This is a genomic window from Luteibacter sahnii (assembly GCF_034063545.1).
Lineage (GTDB): Bacteria > Pseudomonadota > Gammaproteobacteria > Xanthomonadales > Rhodanobacteraceae > Luteibacter > Luteibacter sahnii.
In genome coordinates, this window is sequence record NZ_JAQLOK010000003.1 from 204226 (window position 1) to 226303 (window position 22078).

General features: G+C 60.1%; 11 protein-coding genes. 8 read left to right on the plus strand and 3 right to left on the minus strand.

Annotation, left to right across the window (positions count from 1 at the left end; translation table 11 throughout):
- Positions 1-267 precede the first annotated feature (267 nt).
- The 5 genes from PI246_RS11230 (at position 268) to PI246_RS11250 (ending at position 7834) form a co-directional block, all read left to right on the plus strand.
- A complete protein-coding gene (locus tag PI246_RS11230) occupies positions 268-4911 on the plus strand; it encodes an RHS repeat-associated core domain-containing protein (protein WP_320551385.1) in 4644 nt (1547 codons plus the stop codon).
- Positions 4899-5339 carry a hypothetical protein gene (locus PI246_RS11235; protein ID WP_320551386.1) on the plus strand — a complete coding sequence of 147 codons (441 nt, stop codon included), beginning with the start codon at positions 4899-4901 and terminating at the stop codon, positions 5337-5339. The genes PI246_RS11230 and PI246_RS11235 overlap by 13 nt, the downstream gene beginning before the upstream one ends.
- Positions 5340-5500: 161 nt before the next feature.
- Entirely contained in the window at positions 5501-5830 is a 330-nt protein-coding gene (locus tag PI246_RS11240) for an integrase core domain-containing protein (protein ID WP_320551387.1), read from the plus strand.
- Positions 5831-6359: 529 nt separating this feature from the next.
- Complete coding sequence (locus PI246_RS11245; protein WP_320551388.1) at positions 6360-7259, plus strand: RHS repeat-associated core domain-containing protein; 900 nt, start codon at positions 6360-6362, stop codon at positions 7257-7259.
- Positions 7256-7834: a hypothetical protein gene (locus PI246_RS11250; RefSeq protein ID WP_320551389.1), complete on the plus strand. Its 579-nt coding sequence runs from the start codon at positions 7256-7258 to the stop codon at positions 7832-7834. Before PI246_RS11245 ends, PI246_RS11250 begins: the two co-directional genes overlap by 4 nt.
- A 243-nt stretch (positions 7835-8077) precedes the next feature.
- Here the strand turns inward: PI246_RS11250 and PI246_RS11255 are convergent, their stop codons facing one another.
- The 3 genes from PI246_RS11255 to PI246_RS11265 all read right to left on the minus strand — a co-directional run bounded on the left by PI246_RS11255 (position 8078) and on the right by PI246_RS11265 (position 12431).
- The gene (locus tag PI246_RS11255; RefSeq protein ID WP_320551390.1) at positions 8078-9550 is read right to left on the minus strand and encodes a S41 family peptidase; all 1473 of its coding nucleotides are present in this window, start codon (positions 9548-9550) and stop codon (positions 8078-8080) included.
- A gap of 676 nt (positions 9551-10226) precedes the next feature.
- Positions 10227-11060, minus strand: a complete 834-nt coding sequence (locus tag PI246_RS11260; RefSeq protein ID WP_320551391.1) for an HNH endonuclease — start codon at positions 11058-11060, stop codon at positions 10227-10229.
- A 150-nt stretch (positions 11061-11210) separates the two neighbouring features.
- Complete coding sequence (locus tag PI246_RS11265; protein WP_320551392.1) at positions 11211-12431, minus strand: hypothetical protein; 1221 nt, start codon at positions 12429-12431, stop codon at positions 11211-11213.
- A 274-nt stretch (positions 12432-12705) separates the two neighbouring features.
- On the opposite strand from PI246_RS11265, the gene PI246_RS11270 reads away from it, so the two are divergent.
- Genes PI246_RS11270 through PI246_RS11280 form a run of 3 tightly spaced genes read left to right on the plus strand, consistent with a single transcriptional unit; the run spans position 12706 to position 22074 of the window.
- Complete coding sequence (locus PI246_RS11270; RefSeq protein ID WP_320551393.1) at positions 12706-12882, plus strand: DUF1778 domain-containing protein; 177 nt, start codon at positions 12706-12708, stop codon at positions 12880-12882.
- 25 nt (positions 12883-12907) lie between these two features.
- On the plus strand, positions 12908-19231 hold the full coding sequence (locus PI246_RS11275; RefSeq protein ID WP_320551394.1) for an alpha/beta fold hydrolase: 6324 nt from the start codon (positions 12908-12910) through the stop codon (positions 19229-19231).
- The gene (locus tag PI246_RS11280; RefSeq protein ID WP_320551395.1) at positions 19231-22074 is read left to right on the plus strand and encodes a helicase-related protein; all 2844 of its coding nucleotides are present in this window, start codon (positions 19231-19233) and stop codon (positions 22072-22074) included. Before PI246_RS11275 ends, PI246_RS11280 begins: the two co-directional genes overlap by 1 nt.
- Positions 22075-22078 lie beyond the last annotated feature (4 nt).

A 22078-nucleotide genomic window follows, 5' to 3' on the forward strand; every position in this document is an offset into this window, starting at 1 on the left:
CATCGAGTGGATCGACGCTGCAAGGGTCCGTAAGTCGTTACGATGGTCGTCGCGTGCCGTCGATGACGGCATGCCGTTCCATCGTGCGGCGGCGATCAACGGCCTGATGACGCTTCGATCTCGAAACACCTTGCGTGGCGGTGTCATCGCGCTGTCATAGCGTCCGATGGTGAGAGTATTTGTAAGGGAATTCCTACAGGTAAATCAGCCCACACTTACAAACCTTGCCGCGTAAGCTTCTGCGAATTTTCGCAACGGGATACGGACATGTTCCGCGTGGGCTTGGTCTTTTCGCCGCACCGTCGGCATCTCCTGGGAGTTATCGCCTTTCTCCTGGGCACCCTCGCCGGGGTGGCGCACGCCAGCGCCTATGGTGCCCCCTATTCGTACAACACGGCATGGGGCACGCGTGACAGCTTCCTCTCGGTGGAATCGGCCGTCAGCGCGTTCATCGGCGACTACGAAGGGTTCTGCCATAGCAAAGTCGGAACGTGTGCGACGCACACGTTCGCGGTGACCTACAGTGCCAACGCCTTCGTCGCGGCCAAGGTCGACATCCAGTTCCAGAATAGCGACGGAACGACTTCGATCCAGCCTGGTGCTTCGGTCTATGCGAGCGATGTGACCGGTCATGGGTTTCAGGCGAAGAACGTCGGCGGCTGCCGCACCATGTGCACGGGGGGCAATGGCGCAGCCAGCGATACGCTGGGTCCCCGCGGTAGCAGCCAGGAAGGCGGTACCAAGTCCGGCGACGGCAACGGGGGGACGCCGTTCGAGGGCGATCCCATCAATGCCGCCAATGGCAACGCGTTCCGTCAGGACACCGACCTGCATACCTCACCGTGGCTCACCTTCCGGCGCTTTTACAATTCGTCGAGCTACATCGTGGGGTCGACGCTGGGCCCGAAGTGGCGTCACTCGTTCGACCGTCACATCGACGTGGCGCCGAACAGCGGCGACAACGGTGGGTTGCTCTACGCCCGGCGCCCGGACGGTTCGCTGGTGCGGTTCAGCAGCGTCGGCGGGGTATGGAAGGCCGATAGCGATTCGGCGGAGACATTGACGGCGATCAAGGACTCGACCACCGGCATCCTGGCCGGTTACGCCCTGCGCGTATCGGCGACCAGGGAGACCGAGAACTACGATGCCACCGGCCGATTGCAGTCCATCGCCGATGACAACGGCTTGACGACCACATTGGCCTACAGCGACGCGTCGACCGCGCCCGCCGTCGCTCCCGCGGCGGGGCTGCTGATCTCGGTGACGGATCCGCAAGGACGCGTGCTCGCCCTGCGCTATGATGCGAAGAGCCGCCTCGCCAGCGTGACCGATCCGTCCGGCCTGGCGGTCACCTATACCTACGCGGACAACGGCAACCTGGTGAAGGTCACGTACCCCGACCAGTCAACGCGCCAATACGTCTACTCCGAGCCGGCCTATGCGGCAGCCCCCACCCGCTTTCCTTCGCAACTGACCGGTGTTATCGACGAGAAGGGGGTTCGCTTCGAAACCACGACTTTCGACGACAGCAATCACGCGCTCTCGTCGCAGTTTGCCGGTGGTGCAGACAAGATCACGCTCGATTACGGCAATGTTACCCAGTACGGCGGCGTCCCCGCTGTTCTGAAAACCCCGCTGGGCCTGTCGGTCACGCTCAGTTTTGCCGACGACGGTACCGGCATGTTGAAGCCGCGCGGCACTAACGTGGCCTGCGGCAACCAGTGCTCGCAGCCGTGGAAGGCATCGCCCTACGATGCCAACGGCTACCCGTCGTCGTTTACCGATTTCAAGGGCAACGTCACCCAGACCACCTACGACGCGAATGGCTTACTGACCCAGCAGGTCGACGCATCGGGCACCGACGTGCAACGCACCACCCGCACGACGTGGGATGCTGTCCATCGTGTGCCGTTGAGCCGGACGGTCGCCAACGCCAAGGGCGCCGTGGTGGCCCAGAGCCGTTGGACCTACAACGGTCGCGGTCAGGTCACCGCCGAATGCGTGGTCGATCCCGCGGTGAGTGCCGCCTACACCTGCGGTAGCCAGGTGAATGCTCCCCAAGGCATCCGGCAGACCCGCTATACCTACTGCGACGCGGTCGACGGCACCCAGTGCCCGCTGTTCGGCTTGCTGCTGAGCCAGAGCGGCCCGCGGACGGACGTGGACGACACGACCCGGTACGCCTACTACCTGACCACCGACGAGAGCGGTTGCGCCACCATTGGGGGCGCCTGCCACCGCGCAGGCGACCTGGCCCAGGTTACCGATGCCGTGGGTCATGTCACGGCCACGCTGGCCTATGACAAGCATGGCCGAGCGGTGCGTCAGAAGGATGCCAACGGGGTCATCACCGATGTGACCTACGCCCCGCGCGGTTGGCTGACCACGCGTACCGTGCGCGCGAATGCCGACGGTTCGGCATCGGCCGGGGACGCCACCACCACGCTGACCTACGATCCCGTCGGCGCGCTCAAAACCGTGACCGACCCGGATGGCGTGACGATCACCTACGGCTACGACGACGCCCACCGTCTGGTGGACGTTGCCAACGGCCTGGGGGAGCACATCCACTACACGCTCGACGCCTCCGGCAACCGCATCAAAGAAGAGACGTTCGACGCCAAGGGCGTGTCCCGACGCACGGTGTCGCGGAAGTACAACACCGTGGGCCAACTGGTCAGCGTGACCGACGGATTGGGTCACGTGGTCTTCGATGCCACGGCCAGCGGCAGCTACGACGCCAACGGCAACTTGGTGTCAGCCAAGGATGCGCTGGGCACGGTGCAGAAAAGCACCTTCGACGCACTGGATCGATTAGCGACCAGCGTGGCGGACGCCAACGGTACCAACGCGGCGACCAAGGCGACGACTAGCGCATTCGCGCTCGATGCGCTGGATCAGTTGACGGCGGTGACCGATCCGGATGGTCTTAAGACAAGCTATGCCTTTGATGGGCTGAGCAACCCGAGCGGCCAGACGAGTCCCGACACCGGCACGCAGGGGGCGACCTTCGATGCCGCGGGCAACGCCTTGACGCACACGGATGCCAAGGCAACCGTCGCCACCCAGGCCTTCGATGCGATAGGCCGCCGAATTGCCGTCAGCTACGCGGACGCTTCGCTCAATGCCGCGTTTCACTACGACGAAAGCAACAGCATCACCGGTTGCACCAGTTCGTTCCCTGTCGGCCGCCTGACCCGGGTGGTCGAGAACGCGGTCACGACCACCTACTGTTATGACAACCAAGGGCGCGTGACCGAGCAGCGCCAGACGCAGGGAACGGTCACGGATACGGCCGACTACGTTTACACCAAGGCCGGGCGCCTGGCCGCCACGGCATCGCCGAGCGGGCTGGTTACGCAGTATGGTCGCGATGCGGCTGGCCAGATCACGTCGGTGACCGTAACCCCGGCGACCGGACCGGCCAGTACCGTGGTCAGCACGGCCACCTACCTGCCATTCGGCCCCGTCGCCAGTTACACGTTAGGCAACGGCCAGACGGTGACCCGCACCTACGACGCCAACTACCGGTTCATCGATGTGGTCAGTCCTGCGCTGAGCCTGCATGTGGCACGCGATGCCGTGGGGAACATCGTCGCCCTGGGCAATGCCGCAGGTGCCTCCCCAGCGATCGAGACCTACACCTACGACGCCCTGTACCGGCTCACGGGCCTGAAGAACGCGAGCGGCGCCATCGTCGAGGCCTATAGCTATTCCAAGACGGGGGACCGACTGACCAAGACCGCCCCGGGGCTGGCGACGGGCAATTACGGCTATCAAGCCGGCACACACCAGCTGATCAGCATTGGAGCCGCCTCGCGCACGTACGACGCGAACGGTTCCACTACCGGCAACGCCAATGCCGGCACGGCGTGGGGTTACGGCTACAACGGCCGTGGACAGTTGACGGTACTTCAGCAGGGCGGGGCGACGGTCGCGACCTATGCCTACGATGCCGCGGCTCAACGCGTCGCCAAGACGGTCGGTGCCGTGACCACGCGCTACACCTATGGACCCGGCGGGATGTTGGGAGAGTATGGAGCTGCGTCGCGGGACTATGTGTGGATGGATAGCATCCCGGTCGCGGTAGTGGACGGTTCTTCCGTCAACTTCGTGCATGCCGATGGCCTGGATACACCCCGGTCGGTGACCAATGCCACTGGCACGGTGGTGTGGAGCTGGGCCTATCAGAGCAACCCGTTTGGTGAGCAGGCGCCGACTTCGGCGAGCGGGTATGTGCTGAACCTTCGGTTTGCAGGGCAGTATTACGACGCGGAAGCGGGCACCGTATACAACAGCTATCGGAATTTCGACCCGTCTACCGGTCGCTACCTGCAGAGCGATCCCATTGGTTTAAGGGGGGGCGTAAGCACGTATTCCTATGTGGCGGGAAGCCCACTGGTGAGGATCGACGCTACCGGGCTTGCCTGCAGCGGCCAAGGCTGCTGGAATACATCCACTGAGCGAGCTTATGCAGAGTCGGGGAATTGGAAGAGCTATTATTCCACAGCTTGCGCCGGGGGAGATCGTTATGCCTGTGAAGCAGCTGATGTGGCTGGTAATGTAGGTTTCCTATCAGGAGTAACCAATTACCGGCTCGCATCGCTAATTTCAGATCACCTCCCGGCAGGGCAGACGTGCGCTACCACGAGAGCGATTACTGACCAAAAAATGGAAGCCATTCGCAAAGCCCTGGCCGCCGCGCGTGCCGCTCAACTGGATGCTGCAAAAGCGTCTCCTCAGAATCCTGTGATAGTAAGTGGTCAATCCATCGCCGATTTTCATAATCGAATATTCAACGATATTGCGGGGGGATCGGTGTCTTCGTGGGGGCTACCCGTCTTCGGTGGAGATCTTCCCTTTAGTAATGACTTGGCAAAATGGTGCAGGGCGCCTTCATGTCATCCGTAATGCTTTCTCAGCGTCGACTCTGGACCGGGACGATAGTCACATCCCTATCCATCCCGTTTGCTTTTTTCCTGGCGAATTTTCTTTATTACTCTGCTATGGGTGACAGTTGGCCATGGAATGCTCTGGTGGGTTCCTTGGGTTTTACATACCTCTTTGGGCTGCCTAGCGCCTTCATGGCGCTGGTCTTCTTAGGCTGGCCATGGTTGAAGGTGTTAGCGCGCTGGAAAAAATTATCTGTTAGATACGTTTGCGCTGGTGCAGGTTTGATTGGAGCAATCGTATTCGTCGTCACACTAACGGCTCTCCGTGGCAGATGGCCTTCTGAATTGAATATCCTGCTCGAGCAACTTGGTAAAGGGTTTGGCCTCGGACTTCTTTCAGCCCTGGTCTTTTGTGCCGCCGCCCGTGTGCCTATGCGGCCTGGATGAGCAGCGTTCCCAAAAGCTGCTTGGGCCAGCTTTGGGATGCGATGACCATCCTCTCGCCCGATCGAGCATAGTTGTTTCGATGCGCTGACTGAGTGCCGCAGTGTGGGCGGATTTGATTATCCGGTAACTCTCTTTTCGATATCCACGGCCGATCTGGGTGAGTGCGCATACCTACGCCAGTTTGCAGCTGGACCTCACGGACTCGACCGGCTGTTGCGCGAAGAACCCCAGCAATACCAAATGCAAATTGCCGATCTATCACCGGTAGACTTCGAACGGCGTTACGCACAAACCGGCTCCTGAGTGTTTACGAAAAGCTGGGCGATCCAGAGTGGTTCCGAAGTCGTGCCGAAGCACGCGTACTGATCGAGCGCTGGCGGCAGTTCTACAACGAACAGCGCCCCCATGGCGCTCATGGCTACAAGCCACCCGCGTCGATTCGACGAGGCTGGGTTGAACCCGATAACATCACCGTCGGACTCACCGTTTGATTGGCTACATATTTTGCACGCAGGTCACTCGAATGGTGTCCGGCCGCGAGCTATCGCTTGCGGTGCGGTCCATCCCGCACATCCGCGCCGCACGTGCGACGACGATGGGGCGCCGACCGGGCAAAAAAACATTGGCGGAAGCGGCGCACGTGGCCTTAAATGGTGCCGGGTCAAATCCGAATGTTGCTCCGGGAGAGATGATCGAACGCGGTAGGTAAGGATGCTCGCATCAATGGAAGAGGCCTTTATCGCCAGGCAGGGTACATAGAATGGGAATGCATTTGCGCCCTATGACCAACCGGAGGCACCAGCGGCGAAGGAGGTGGTCCGCTGATCGGACTATAGGTAGACCGCCCGAATATTCATGGGCCCTCACGAGCCGACTTTCGTGTTGAGTCGATCAAAACTCTACCGGTGATGGGCCGGTAGTGAAACCGTGCCGAAGAAGAGGTGGCAAAAATTGACTGGAATCCCGCAGCCTCGGTCCATTTTGATTCGGAGTAAGGATAGAACCTGGACCTCATTTTTCATGCGTCGTACCGCACGCCGCGAACCCCGCCAACTCAGTGCGGCTTTGCTCATTCTCGCGTTGCTGATAGCCAGCATGGGGATGGCGAGAGCTGCCGAGACGGTCACGTATTACTACACCAGTCCGCAGGGCACCGTGCTGGTGGCGACAGACGGTGCGGGTAATGTGGTCAGGAGTGCAGACTATCGATCGTATGGTAGCCAAGCTCTTGGGCCGTCGGAGGATGGGCCTGGATATACTGGGCACGTCAACGATACGGCGTCTGGTCTCGTCTATATGCAGGCGCGATATTATGACCCAGATGTGGGCAGGTTCTTGACGGCTGATCCGGTCGCGCCGAAGCCTGGTGACATCTACAACTTCAACCGGCAGGCGTATGCGAACAATAACCCAGTTACTCGGATGGACCCGGATGGAAGAGTTACTTGTGACGATCACTCGTGCACGCTCGAAGCTACTACCATTGCTGGCAGGGGACTGGAATACATCTACGTCGGCACGGTCGTAGCTGCGCGTCTTATTCAAAATGCACTGACAGACAGTGCGCCGAACTCTCAACAATCACAAAACCATAATGATGGCCAAATCCACGTTGCGCCAACGTTACCGACCGGGCTCATAGGTGATAGCCCCCGCGCTACAGGTAAGTCTGGCGGCACTGCCGTTGGCACATCTTTACCTTCCGATAAGTTCGCTGATACCGTGAAGGCACTGACAGGTGGAACTCTTACCACTCCCGACAGCAAAGGTCGCAGCATTGCGCCTAATGGAGTTAGCGTTCGGACGGGCGGCAAAGACGGTCCGCGGATTGACGTTCCAGCGAATGACTCCAAGCCTCCAGAAATCATTCATTTTCCCGAGGATACCCAAATTCCTGACGAGCTGAAGCCGACGCCATGAAGAAATGGAAAAGGTTCTTTCCAGACCGTAACCAGATCGAAGCTCTTGGGACCATAAAAGCGGGGGTCTATTGCATCGATACCAATGCGAATCCAGAGTGGGCGTCGGTCTATTTGCCAACCAGAACGGGAGAATGGATTGCGCTCACATGGAACTACTTTGATATCGAGTTCAAATTTGAGACTTACGGTGTTTCGATAGAGCTCGTTCAGCGCGCTCCGACGACGTTGGTCGACGCAGGTAACATCGGAGAGTTTGAGCATATAGACTTCTATGCCAAGACAGAATGGACGAGGCCGGCTGTTCCGGGAGAGGTTCCATCCGACTTTGAGCAGATTATTGAGGCGGCTGGACGTCTAGACGAGGTGCCCACCGATGCAATATCTGTCGGTACGTCTCTTCATGCGGTCGTGTTTCGTTCCATCGGCGGTGACTCAGACGTCATGATATGTATCGATGACGATGCTAGGTTCAGTCTCAAAGCGATGGTCGGCTCTCAGGGGATTGAGGCTATCCGTCAAACGTGTGATGTATTTAATTCCGTCGAGCTTATCAGCTGGGAGCCGCCTGTGTAGTGCACGGTTGAATCGACTTCGCTATTGCAGATGACAACTGCCTTTCCCTCTGCGGTCTATGTTGTAGCGTTAGCGGTAGGTCTGCACCTCCCGAGCGCATCCACGCTCAATCCTGTGAGGACGGTCATCGAACGGTCAGCTACCCGACCGAATGCCCCAGTTCGGGCATCTGATCGCCCTGGCACCGCAGTCGGCGTCGTAAAGGGTCCGACGAGCGCTCGTGACCCGCACTCCCGCACGGATTCACTGGCCCAGCGATACACGGCCTTGTTTGATGGCTGACTGCACGCCGCGCACGAGCGCGGACCTGCCGCCGTCGTGAAGATCATCCTTACCGGTAGGCATGGTGACGTCTGGAATCAGCCCGACGCCCTGGATGGAAAAGGGTTTCTTCCGGCTTGGTGCGAAGTGATCGCGAGCGACCAAGTCCACATAGGCGGTCTCTTTCATGTCGCCTGGGCGGAGTGAATCGCTCGGATCGAACACTTCAAACTCCCCGCTTATAAGAGCCCGATATCCGGAATTGCCTACGTCGAAACCGGCACTATCGGCGTCGCGACCTCCGCCGGCACCAACGGTACGTTCCCCGATCACGGTCGCCCCCGCCGTCCAAAGCCATGTGGCCATCAACTCCCCCGCAGACCGGGTCCCGGCGTCCGTCAGCACGATCAGCGGTTTTTTAGATCGGACGACGCCACACGAGACGTCCTCTGGAAGACTCGTCAAACGGACCATGCCCGGACCACTCGGCATTACCTGGAAGGTCGACACCGGGCGCCTTCCCCCTATGGCCCAGGCCATCAGATACGCTTCTCGAGCAAAACCGCCCAGGTTCCCTCGCAGATCGACTGCCATGGCGTCCGAGCGGTCGGCGAGGCCATCAAATTTCTGAATCATGGCCCGGGTAACGGCACAGAAGCCTGCCAGCATGGCGCGGTCTGGATCAGGGTCGGAATCGGGAATGGCATTCGCAGCTGCTTGAAACACTGGATCATATTGAGGTGCGAAGGCACCGACGCGCAGTATGCCGATGCGGTGCTTTCCGACGGTGACCACGTCAGGGAGATCCGAGGTATCCACCGCCGTGGCGACCGTCGACATCAATGCCCCATCGACAGGTCGGAAGACCATGTGCACATCTCGCGGGGCAGCTCCGCCCGTCGCAGCGTTGAATGTAACTGACGACGTGCCAGTCAGTTGATGGACGATCGCCGGCGCGACGCCTAGGTTGTAAGCAGCCTCGCTCTGCCTCGAACGGGGATTGCCGCCGAACGTCGTGCTGCTTGCTTGCTTGAGCCAGTCTGCGATCGGGCGCCCGTTAACGGCGAGAATGTCGTCACCAGGCCGAAGGGCAACGTGGCCGGGGTCCAGCACACGCCAAACCACCATATGTCCGTCGGAAGATGTTCGGAACAGTACTCCCAAGGTTTCCTTGGCACCCGCCTTCGGGCCCGTGATTGCAACGTGTTGATCCGCCAATCCGGTAAGGGCCGCCACAACGTCGTCGGCCGTCTGAATTGCAGGCTGCCCACCGGACCAAGCAGCGTTGGTGCCGATCACATCCTCAGGGAACTCGGATCGGTAACGATCCACGTACAGCAGAGACGGGTAGGTACGACGGAGGTACGCCCCTAGGTCCGCATCTGACTGCTCTGCCGAATAGACGGCAAACGATGCCAGTGCCAGGACACCAGCGGCTATGGCAGTAAATTTCAAAGACTTCCCCAGGAGCGAACGGACTGGCGCGCATCTGCGCTGGCACAATGTCAAAAGTCTAGGAAACGACTGCTGAGGCTTCCAATGCCGGAAGGCATGGCAGCTGATCCGGACTTCCCGCATAGGTAGGGAATCGATATTCGTGTCTCTGGCGTGGGCGCCTGGCTCGACGATGCCGTTTCGGCTACAGACCTCTGGGAGCTCCGTCCTGGCGAACCCGGAGACATCCCGGGCAGCTACGCCGATACCAGCCGCGCGCGCCGTGCACGTTCAGGCTGAAGCCGCCGTGCGACGGGCAGATCGTCCACTCGTTGGGGAGCCGACTGTCGGCCTCGTGGGCTTTCTGTCGTGATCGGCGCTCGCGGGGGGGCGCGCGTCACCTGGTACGGCGACGCTGCGGCTTCGGGAAGCAGGCAGGGCAGCCGGTAGCGTTTTCCCCCGCCTGATGAATCTGGCGTAGGGGCGCGACATATTCAAGGACGATTGATTGCGGAGCGAAACCTATTTTGCGGAGCGTGTTGCGCGATCTCTCATAGTTTGGCCGCGGTCGTCCCGCATAGTTTGGCCACCAGAATACTTTGCGAACGCTCACCGACTTTCCGAATCTTGCTCTCCAGTCGCGCGCGGGATAGCACTCCTTACCCGCGAAAACGATCCCCAGGCGCAACCATCCTCTTTATCGAGGTCCCTTGATAAGGGTTCTAAAGTCCCTGCATCCACCATCGCGGTGAATCATCGCATGGCAGTTTGCACACACAATCACCAGATCATCTAGCGTCGTTCTCCTTCTGCCCGACGCCAATGGAAGCTTGTGGTGAACATGCGCGAAATTTCTGCCGATCTCGCCATAGACGGTCATAAATTCAAAGCGGCACCCCGGCACTTCGCACTTCAGCCGGCCGTTACCTTTGACCAGCGCCTGATTGATCTTTTCCGCGCGCAGCCTTCCTTCGCGCTGCCTGTGGGTTTTGAAACGTGCACGTAGACTTCCTTCGAACCCGCTCAGCTCATAGTCGTCTGAATCCCGTTCGCCAACTCGTGTTCCAACCGCGTTTAATATGCGCTTGTAGGTGGATAGTAGACGAGAATGCGCAGGTCCCCGGAGGTTTCTATGAGCCCATCGGCGCATCCCTTGACCAGCAGGCCAGTCATTAAAAGTAGGCCTACCGTTGATAGGAAAAACGGTAATTCTTTGCGCCGATACGGTAGCCCACTGGTCCTTGCCTACTCTGGGCAACGCGTTATGGTAAATCGCTACGGCCTCATAGCTTAGGCTGATGGGATGACGTGCAACCAATACAGCGGTTACCATTTTTTCTTTGAGTGCTCCACGACCAGCTCCGCAATGGAAATAGCCATCGGAATCTCTGACAAGAGCCCGCATTTCGCTGTTATTGGTAGGATTGGCTTTCAGATACTTATGGCCGCCAACAATTCGCGTTGTGCCGTCATAGGTGTCGTTCCAGCCAATGAGCACAAAGACCACTGCTTCGTTTAAGTGGGCGTCCATAGCACCTCCCTGATGTCGACGTCCCCCTGTTGAGTAGCGGACTGTTTGCAGCCTGACCACCGGTCCTAAGGGACTATGAGATCCGGCTCTTCGGCCAGCTCTGGATAGGATGGCTTTTGCTTCTCAGTAGCGAAGTGCTGTCTTAAGTCATCATCGCGTCACCTGTTGCCGCAATCTGATGAGTTCCTGTAGCGCTTCAACGCTCATCGAAGGCCTCGTTCTATGCACCATTGCATGACAATTGGGACACAAGGGAATCAGATGTTCGATCGGATCGATAACGTACACACCGTTAGACAGTGCTATGTCCTTCCGGTGATGTACGTGAATAAAGTCTTTTCCCAGTTCACCGTAAGTTATCGTGAAGTCGAAACCACAGGCAAAACAACGAGGACCATAGTGTGCGATGCAATCCAATCGCGCTTTAGGATTGCGCTCGACAGCCGTTGATCGCACTTCGAAACGACCTCCCTCCATGTATGCGCTACGCTGGGCATCAGCGCTCGACCTGCATTTCGCCAACGTCCAACGTTGATTCTGCCCCTTCTCGACGTCACGGCCTACGTCGTCCCAGAGCTCATCGGCGTCCATAGCTGTAAGCATTGCTGCGCGCTGGTGCTGATATCCGATCAGTTGACTATTTTGATCGGCAAAGAAATAGTCACCAACGACTTCCATTACGCGGCGGGTTCCGTTCGCAGCGACAATGACCAAATCCCCGATCTGCATTTCGTGATATAGGTTCCACAAGCTCGGGCCGCCCTGCGCCGAGTTTTCGAGATCTGGATAGACATCCCGAATGCGGCGACCAATGTCGGCCGAATCTTCCGGGACTAAATCACTAAGATCACCTGTCTCGGACCAGCCAATCGCGATCACATTGTGGATTTCCATCCACTCCAGTGACTCCTTCGGATGCTCGTGATGTGCAATTAGGCGCCAGATAGCCGAGGTTCGCTTTGTGTCTTGGTGTTCTACGCAAATCACAGGCTTTGGCTTCGTCGCAACCGGATTTAGATAACTCGACCAATCGAATGCCTTTGCACGCGCGATCTCATTCGCCCATTTATTGAATGGATCTTCGTCAAATCCGAACAGCTTAAAGTAGCCCTCACCAGGGTAGAGTTTTTCACGATCGATAATGAGGCCTGTGATACCAGGAAGACCATGATCGACCGTCCAATCGGCGAGCGAGTTGAGGCCCTGCGATTTCAGGCTCACGCCGTAAGAGGAGCCAAGCAAAGAAAGCCCCAATGCGTCATGGGCATCTTTATAGCCGACGAAAGTGCGTGGATCGTGGGGCTTGGCTTTCGGCAGATGAGCGACGAGGTACGCTAGGAGGCGAAGCCCGGAATCATCCAGATCTTTCATGTAGGCCCTGATTTTGGCTTGGGGGCGACGCTATTGAGCAGCTGAAATTCTCGACTTTTAACAGAGAGCCGCGCGTAGCCATGGGAGTATGTCTCTGGGTCACAGCCTCCATGTCGCGGAGCCCTTTGTACCAAGGCTAGCAGTCCCGCGGCGGGTTTGAGTGTCGCGGCGGCCATGTCTTGGGGACATTGGGCCTGCCAACCGCTACTCAAGCCGTGGGCGCGTGGCGTACATATGCGTTACATTAGCGGTACTAAACCGCGCGGATGCAGCCATGGAACGCAAGACAGAAACCCTCAACCTTCGGGTCTCGCCCGAATTGAAGGAGCTGATCCGCTTGGCAGCGTACCGAGAGCACAGAACGCTAGCCAACCTCGTAGAAGTGCTGGTCCGCCAGCACTGCGATGAACAGGGTATCCAAGTCCAGCAAAGGCAGCCGAAAAGCCGCTAAGCGGCCAACACAGGGGGAAGTGGTGGTGGACGTCTTCGATTTTCGAGAACACCTCGTCGGCGAGTACGAGCAGTTCACGCGCAGCTTCACGCGCATCCGGTCCGGTGATATCAAGGCCTTTGTCGATAGCGAGTACGACAGCCAGCGCTATTGGCCTGAGCCGCTCATCCAAATCAACCCGAACTATCAATCGGGCGGCACGGTCGACGAGCTGGTCCAGGCTGGTCAGCTGGCCACAGAGTGCTCTGGAATCTTCCGGCTTGGGAAATCGGCTAGCTCGGCTGGCGTTACGCTGCCGTTGTACAAGCACCAGGCCGAGGCCATTAACTTGGCATTAGCCGGCGAGAGTTACGTGCTGACTACTGGAACGGGCTCGGGCAAGTCTCTCAGCTACTTCATTCCTGTTGTCGATGCATGCCTCAAGGCTAAAAAGGTCGACCCGGCACCTCGCACACGCGCAATCGTCATCTACCCGATGAACGCGCTAGCTAACTCGCAACTTGAGGAGTTGAAGAAGTTCCTGGGTTCAAACTCCGCCGCCCAGGCCGTGACCTTCGGCCGCTATACAGGCCAGGAATCCGATGAAGAGCGCCAGGCCATGGCCGCCACGCCGCCGGACATCCTCCTGACCAACTTCATGATGCTCGAGCTGCTGATGACCCGGCAGAACGACATTGACAAGGCGGTGATGCGCAACGCCAAGGGTCTGCGTTTCCTGGTCCTTGACGAATTACATACGTATCGTGGTCGCCAAGGCGCTGACGTGGCGCTATTAGTGCGTCGCGTGCGCGAAGCTCTGTCTGACGAACTCATCTGCATTGGTACCTCAGCCACGATGGCGTCCGAAGGCACGCAATTGGAGCGCAAAGCCGTGGTGGCGAAGGTGGCGCGGCGTCTCTTTGGCACATCCATTGCGGACCGCAACGTCATCACCGAAACCCTGCGCCGCACGACGCCTGAAAACCAAACGCTCGAAACTGTACAGAGCAAGCTCGGCGCGGCTATCCGTGCTGGCGTGCCGATGGATCTCGGCTTCGAGGCCATGGCTGCGCATCCAATGTCCGTTTGGGTGGAACTCACCTTAGGCTTGACCTACGAAGACGACAAGCTGCGTCGTGCGCGCCCGCGCACACTCGCAGATGCATCACAGCTGTTGCACGACGCCTCCGGCGAATCCGTTGCTAATTGCCAGGCTTACCTTCAGAAGTTCATGCTTCGCGCCTACGCTGTTACTGACAGCGCTGGTAAAAGCTTATTCGCCTTCAAGCTGCACCAGTTCATCGCTGGCGGCGGCAAGGTCTATACGACGCTCGAAGCGCCCAACCATCGAGCCATCACGCTGGATGGGCAGCAGTTCGTTTCAGGCGACGACGACCGACAGCGGCGCTACTACCATGTGCATTTCTGCCGCGACTGCGGCCAGGAATACATCCCAGTCTGGGACACCGACGGCCCCGAGGGCCGAGGCTTCGATGTGCGCAACATCGACGAGCGGCAACACGACGACGAACAGGTGAAGTTCGGCTTCCTGATGCCGGACGGTCGCGGCATTTGGGAGCCGGAAGCTCTGGAGCGCTATCCTGAAACTTGGCTGGAGGAGCGTGCCGACGGCGAATGGCGCATCAAGTCGGCCCAGCGCAAGTTCGTGCCGCAGGCGGTGGAGGTGCGTCCGGACGGCGTCATCACCAACGACAAGGGTCTGCAGGCTTGGTTTATCCCCGGGGCGTTCCGCTTCTGCCTGGCCTGCGGTGTCAGCCACACCTCCTCAGGTAAGGATGCCTTGCGTCTTACGTCGTTGTCGGGCGAAGGCCGAAGCTCAGCCACGACGGTGCTCACTTTGTCGGCGCTGCGCTACCTGTACGAGCAGGATCAACAGCTCTCGGCCGAGGCCAAGAAGGTTCTAGGTTTCTCCGACAACCGGCAGGATGCCGCGCTGCAGGCTGGCCACTTCAACGACTTCCTGCAAGTTCTATTGACTCGCGCGGCGTTGCTGTCTGCCGTGCAGAAGGGCGATGACCAAGCGCTATCCGAGCGCGAGGTCGCCAATGCAGTCTTCGAAGCCCTGGGCTTCCACCGCGACGATCCGGCGGTCCGAGCCGAGTACATGCAGCAGCCCGAAGTCAAGGGCAACACACGGCGGCAAGTGCAGGAGGCTATGCGCGGCATCCTGGGTTACCGCACCTACTTCGATCTGAGGCGCGGTTGGCGCTACAACAATCCCAACCTTGAACAGCTTGGCCTGATTCGCATTGGCTATCAGGACATCGACGACCTCGCTGCTGATTCTGCCGAGTGGGCTGATGCCCCCCTAGTCTTGCGAGCTGCCACTCCGGACGAGAGGGCCAAGGTCCTGCGCGAGTTGTTCGATTTCATGCGCCAAGGGCTCTGCATCTCCACACGCTATCTCGACCGCTCCGAACTTGAGCAGCTGCGCACCCAGAGCTATGCCAACCTGCGCGAGCCCTGGGGATTTACCGAAGACGAGCGGCCCGTGCCGGCTCGATGGTTCGTCATCTCACGTCCACGCGAAGAATCCGACCGCCGCGGTCGCCGTGTGCAGATCGAGGACTTTTTGGTCATCGGCTCTAGCCGTTCACGGTTTGGCCGCGAACTTCGCAAAAGCAGCACTTGGGGCGGCGGTAATCCCTACTACAAGGACATCAACGACCAGACTTACCAGGACGTCGTCTCCGCGCTGCTCAAGGCTGCCGAATCCTATGGCTTGGTTAAGCGCGAAGAGACCGATGTCGGCCTCACAGGCTGGCAGCTCAATGGCACGGCCTTGCTATGGGAGGCTGGCTCAGGCCAGAGTCAGCGTCAGGCGGAGGACAACAAGTTCTTCCGTGCCTTGTACCGCAACATCGCGGGGTTGCTGGCCAGTCCAGTACACCAGCTCTTCGACTTCGAGGCCCGCGAGCATACGGCCCAGGTTGAGCAGGACGACCGGCTCGAGCGAGAAGCCCGCTTTCGCTACACCAATAAAGACCGTGATGACTGGCGCAAGAAGAACGGCGCCGAGCTCGAATGGCTGCCGGTATTGTTCTGTTCGCCGACCATGGAGCTGGGCGTTGACATCTCGTCGCTGAACACGGTCTACATGCGCAACGTGCCGCCCACGCCGGCCAACTACGCGCAGCGCAGCGGCCGTGCAGGACGCGCCGGTCAGCCCGCCTTGGTCATTACCTACTGCGCATCGCAGAGCCCGCACGATCAGTACTACTTCCGCGACCCAGTGCGCATGGTGCACGGGCAGGTCAATGCACCGACACTGGATCTGGCCAACCTGGAACTGGTCAAAAGCCACATGCACGCCATTTGGCTGGCCGAGACCAGCAAGCGCCTAGGTAATAGCGTTCGCGACCTGCTCGATATGAACGAGCCTGAAGGGCTGCCGGTTGCCGAAGACGTGGTCGCCGACCTCGATAGGGCTGACGCGAAGAGGCGCGCCCACCAGCGCGGCCTTAAGGTCCTGGGCATGCTGGCCAACGAGCTCACGACGCAGAATGCGCCGTGGTACAGCGAGCAATGGGCCGATTCGGTCTTCCAACGGGCGTACCGCGAGTTCGACAGCGCGCTGCAGCGCTGGCGCGATCTGTATCGCGCGACGGCACAAGCTATCGAGCTTAACTTTAAGATCGAGAATAACCCTGCCGCCTCGGAACGCGAGCGCCGCGAAGCCCAGCAGCGCCACAACGAGGCTCGCAAGCAGCGTGACCTGCTGCTGGCTGGCGACAGCGCCTTCAACTCGGATTTCTACACCTACCGTTACCTAGCCTCCCAGGGCTTCCTTCCAGGCTATAACTTTCCACGTCTGCCGCTGCTGGCCTACTTGCCTGCGCGGCGGGGCTCGATAGGGCGTGAGAGTTTCTTGTCGCGTCCGCGCTTCCTGGCATTGAGCGAGTTCGGCCCTTACAGCCTTATCTATCATGAGGGCAGCCAGTACCGCGTCACTAAGGCCCTGCTGACCATCACCGGCCAGGACCAGGTGACCGAGGGTGCCAAGCTGCCGACCGAAGTCGCACGCTTGTGCCCGACTTGCGGCTATGGCCACTTCAGGTCCCAGCGTGACGCAGACCGCTGCGTATCCTGCGGCGCCTCGCTGTCCGGCGCGCCTGAGGTCAAGAATCTCTATCGCATCGAGAACGTCTCGACGAAGCGGGCCGAACGCATCACAGCGAATGAAGAAGAGCGCGTGCGTCAGGGCTATGAGATGCAGACCACGCTGCAATTCGCCGAAGCCGACGGAAAGCTGCAGATGGTCACCACGGTGATCGAGGACGAGAAAGGTCCATTGCTGGAGATGCAATACGGTCCGGCGGCCACTGTCTGGCGCATGAACTTCGGCTGGCGCCGTCGCAAGGAAAAGTCCATCCAGGGTTTCATGATGAACCCCGTGACCGGCCACTGGGTCGGCGGTGTCGACGACGGCAATGGAGCGTCCGATACCGAGGGCGAGGCGCCGCCGGACAAGACACCCCCACAGCGCATCGTGCCTTACGTGGAGGACCGCCGGAACATCCTCATCGTGCGGCCGCATCACAGCTTGGGCGAGCTCGAAACCGAGACGCTGACGACCTTGCAATACGCGCTCAAGCGCGGCATCGAGGCGGTATATCAGCTCGAAGAAAGCGAGCTAATGGCCGAGCCGCTGCCCACCCGCGACAACCGCCAGTCCATCCTGCTGTTCGAGGCCGCCGAAGGTGGTGCCGGCGTGCTGACACGCTTAGCCACTGAACCTGAAGCCATGTCCGCCGTCGCTGCTAAGGCGCTTGAGGTCATGCATTTCGTGACGCCGCCTGCTGTCCATCCATGGACCCGGAAAGAGCTGACCGAAGAGCTGGACCACAATGGCAAACCGCTGTGCGAGGCCGGTTGTTACCGCTGCCTGCTGTCGTACTACAACCAGCCCGACCACAAGCTCATCGACCGCAAGGACAAAGACGCCGGCGGCCTGTTGCTAGACATCCTGTGTCGTCTGACCAACGCGCTCGCTCGCCGGGGAACACAAGGACGTGACCCTGATCAGCACGATGCCGAGTTATCGCGAACAGCCGGGAGCTCTTTGGAGCACGACTGGCTTGAATTCGTGGCCAAGCACGGGTACCGCAAGCCAGACCGCGGTCAGTACGCAGTTCCAGGTGTCAAGGCCACCGCCGACTTCTTTTATGACGACCTGAATCTCGCGGTCTTCATTGACGGGCCACATCACGAAACGCAATCGCGGCAAGCTCACGACAAGCGCATCAACCAGGCCCTTGACGAACTCGGCTACTTAGTTGTGCGGTTCTCCTCAGACGTCGCAACGTGGCCAAACATCTTTGCCGGGAATGGCGATTTGTTCGGCCGGCCGCTCCAAGTTGCGACCTCGTCGCGACAGCTCGACGACGTCGTCGAAGTGAGCCTACGCCTTAATGTGCCTTATGGCGAAGATCCAGATGCAGCGAGGCGAACGGTCACAAAAGTGGTATGCGAGGCCGCGGGCTGTCTTCCAGAAGACATTGAGTTTGTGGGGGAGATTCGCCAAGGAAGCATCTTGGCGAATCTGATGATGAAGCTGCTCCATGCATTCAATCTGCGCCGGGCTATCGAGGCCGCACAACCAGATGCAGGTACCACGACCAATCCATTGTACGGAGCAACAGTGCAATGCTCGTTTGGGTTGCAGGATGTTCAAGAGGCTTTGGCTCAGGTGAGGAATGACACGCTGGTCGTGTTCGTCCACGGACTAGGAGGTGGCGATACCACCTTTGGACAGCTTCCTGAATATCTCAAGGAAGCGGTGCCCGCGAAGTGCACGAAATATATCTATGAATCACGCTTTTTCGCTGGGACCGACCTGTTCTCACTGGCGAAACACTTGGGTAGCGAGGTATTGCTGAAGGGATATGCGTCGGTTGCGTTCGTGGCGCATAGCCTTGGAGGGATTCTCGTCAGGAAGATGCTGAGCGAGGTGTGCGGATTAGGTCTCCTTCCTGCTGAGCTCGGTGACAGAACACGTTGTGTGGCATTGCTTGCTTCTCCAACTACAGGTTCGTCTCTCGCCGGTCTAGTCAAGCACTTGCCGGTGCTCTCGGCGAATCCTCACATGCAGGTGCTCAGCAAGAGCTCCGGTGCACTTCTCCAGACTAATGAGGCCTGGAAGAAGTGGTGCGCCACGAAGAGCGGCTGCTACATCTGCAACTTCGTTGGTACTGATGACGATGTGGTCCCATTGACAGACGCTGCAGCGAGCCCCGGTGAGACCTTCACGGTGCCTGGCGAAGGCCACAGTTCAATCGCGAAGCCGAGCAGCCCTAGTCACTACATAGTCAAGCAGCTTACTCAGCTGCTGAAAGAGAAGCTGCATTGATGACGAGCATTAACTTTATGCCAGGCAGCTTGATTTCTGCCCGTGGCCGAGAATGGATAGTTCTCCCTGAGTCCGACGCGGAGACCCTGCGCCTGCGCCCCCTGGGCGGAGGTGAGCGCGATGAGACGCTCATTTACCTGCCTTTGGAACGCCAGCCGGTCCAGTCCGCCACGTTCCCTTGGCCCTCGGTCGCCCAAGCGCGCAACCATTCGGCCAGCCAACTGCTGCTCGATGCCCTGCAACTAAAGCTCCGAAGCGGTGCAGGTCCGTTTCGCAGCTTCGGCAACATTGCCGTCGAGCCGCGCGCCTATCAGCTCGTGCCGCTGCTCATGGCGCTCAAGCAGCCGACGGTGCGACTCCTAGTTGCCGACGACGTCGGCATCGGCAAGACAATTGAGGGTGCGCTCATTGCCCGAGAGCTGCTCGACCGAGGTGAGGTCCAGCGCCTAGCTGTGCTGTGCCCACCGCATCTGTGCGAGCAGTGGCAGCGCGAGCTGGCGGAGCGCTTCCACATCCAGGCTGTCGTCGTTCGCTCGAATACCGCCGACCGTCTGGAGCGCGACCTGCCGCCCGGCACCTCGGTGTTCCATGCTCACCCCTACACGGTGGTGAGCCTGGACTACATCAAGTCGGAGCGCCGGCGTGAAGCCTTCCAGCGCTTTTGTCCCGAGTTCGTCCTCGTCGACGAGGCACACACCTGCACCCAGGCTGGCCAGGGCCGCCAACAGCGCTATCAGTTGCTCAAAGGCCTGGCAGCTGACGCGGCGCGCCATCTGGTGCTGCTCACCGCGACGCCTCACAGCGGGGACGATGAGGCCTTCTTCAACCTGCTAGGCCTGCTACGGGCTGACTTCACTCAGTTGAAGGACATGCCCGCTGGCCAGCGCAGTGACTTGCGCGAAGACCTGTCCCGGCACTTCGTCCAGCGTCGCCGGCCTGACATCGCCGAGTGGCAGGACACCTCAATGTTCCCCGAGCGGCGCTCGGCAGAAATCACTTACAAGCTCACTGGCGCGTGGGGCCAGCTGTTCAACGACGTGCTGTCGTATGCCCGTGAGTTGGTCGAGCGCTCCGAAGGGCGAGCACTGCGTGAGCAGCGCATGAACTGGTGGGCGGCCCTGGCGCTGCTGCGCTGCATCTCGTCGTCCCCGGCCGCTGCGGTAAACGCGCTGCGCACCCGACTGCAGGGCGCTCTGGGCGAAGCGGGCCAGACTGAAGTTACCTCGCTCGAAGAATTCGAGTCCCAGGCTACCGACCGCGTGCTGGACGGCACCGACGATGCGCTGTCCACCGACGACCTCGAGCCGGGCGCCAAGACCGAAGACAGCCAACGCCTAGACGCCCTGATGGCCAGCGCTGCCGCACTCGCCGGCCAACAGAAAGACCCCAAGCTCGCCAAGCTGCAGGAACATTTGGCCCTGCTGCTGAAGGAAGGCTTCCAGCCCGTCGTCTTCTGCCGCTACATCGCAACGGCGCATTACCTGGCTGCGGCCCTACAGGAAAAGTTCAAGTCCGTCACCGTCAGGGCAGTGACCGGCGAGTTGACGCCCGACGAAAGAGAGGCTGCGGTGGACCAGTTGGGCGAGAGCGAGTCCCGCGTCTTGGTAGCCACGGACTGTCTGTCCGAGGGTATTAACCTGCAGAGTCTGTTCACTGCCGTTGTTCACTACGACCTCAGCTGGAACCCCACCCGTCACGAACAGCGCGAAGGACGCGTGGACCGTTTTGGACAGAAAGCGCGCGAGGTGCGTAGCACCATGCTGTACGGCGAGGACAACCCCGTTGATGGTGCTGTCCTGCAGGTCATACTGCGTAAGGCCGAGAGTATCCGTAAGGAGCTGGGCGTGCTGGTGCCCATGCCCGACAACGATGGCAAGCTCACCCAGGCGCTGATGAACGCCGTGCTGCTGCGCAAGGGCGCGCTCAACGCCCAATCACAGCTGGACCTTTTCGGTGAGCCAGCGAAGGAAATCGACCTTGCTTGGCAGAGTGCCAGGGAGAAGGCGAAGCAGAACCGCAGCATATTTGCCCAGCGGCGCCTCAAGCCCGAAGACGTGCTCCCAGAATGGCGCAAGTCCGCCGCAGTGCTCGGTGATGACGCCGAAGTCGAGCGCTTCGTCAGCCGTGCCGCTGCCCAGCTAGGGGCGCCCCTGCAGCCCGTCAAGCAGCACTTCAAGCTGTTGACCGAGCACCTACCTCCTGCCGTGCGTGAGCGCCTTGCGGCCGAAGGCCTGGCCAGCACCTTGCGCGTCGACTTCCACCAACCCGCGGCGCAGGGTGCCACCTTTATCCACCGCACGCACCCGCTGGTGTCGGTGCTGGCCGACACGTTGCTGGAGCAAGCGCTCGATGATGGCGCGCCTGCGGCCGACGATGCGGTCGTCGCCCGTGCCGGCGCCGCCTTCGTGCAGGACGTGTCGCTTAAAACCACCGTGCTGCTGCTGCGCATCCGCCACCAGCTCACCGTCACCCATGGCAGCCAGACGCGTCTGCTGATGTGCGAGGAAGCTGTTGCCGTGGCAGCCAGTGGCTCCGAACCCTTTGCCGAGCTCGCCCCTGACTTGACCCGCCAATTGTTGGGCGCCGAAGCCACCCGCAACATGCCCGCGTCACTGCGTGATCGTCAGTTGCAGACGGCCCTCGACGCCTTGCCTGGCTGGCAACCCCAGATAGAGGCCATGGCCAAGGCCCGCGCCCAGGCGCTGTTGGCCGACCACCGCCGAGTGCGTGAAGCCGCCGAAGGCCGAGGCAGCTACCAGGTCGCGGTCAGCCTGCCGGTCGATGTAATGGGCCTATACGTGCTGTTGCCGGACGCCGCCGCCTCTGCCTCCGTGGAGGCCTAACACC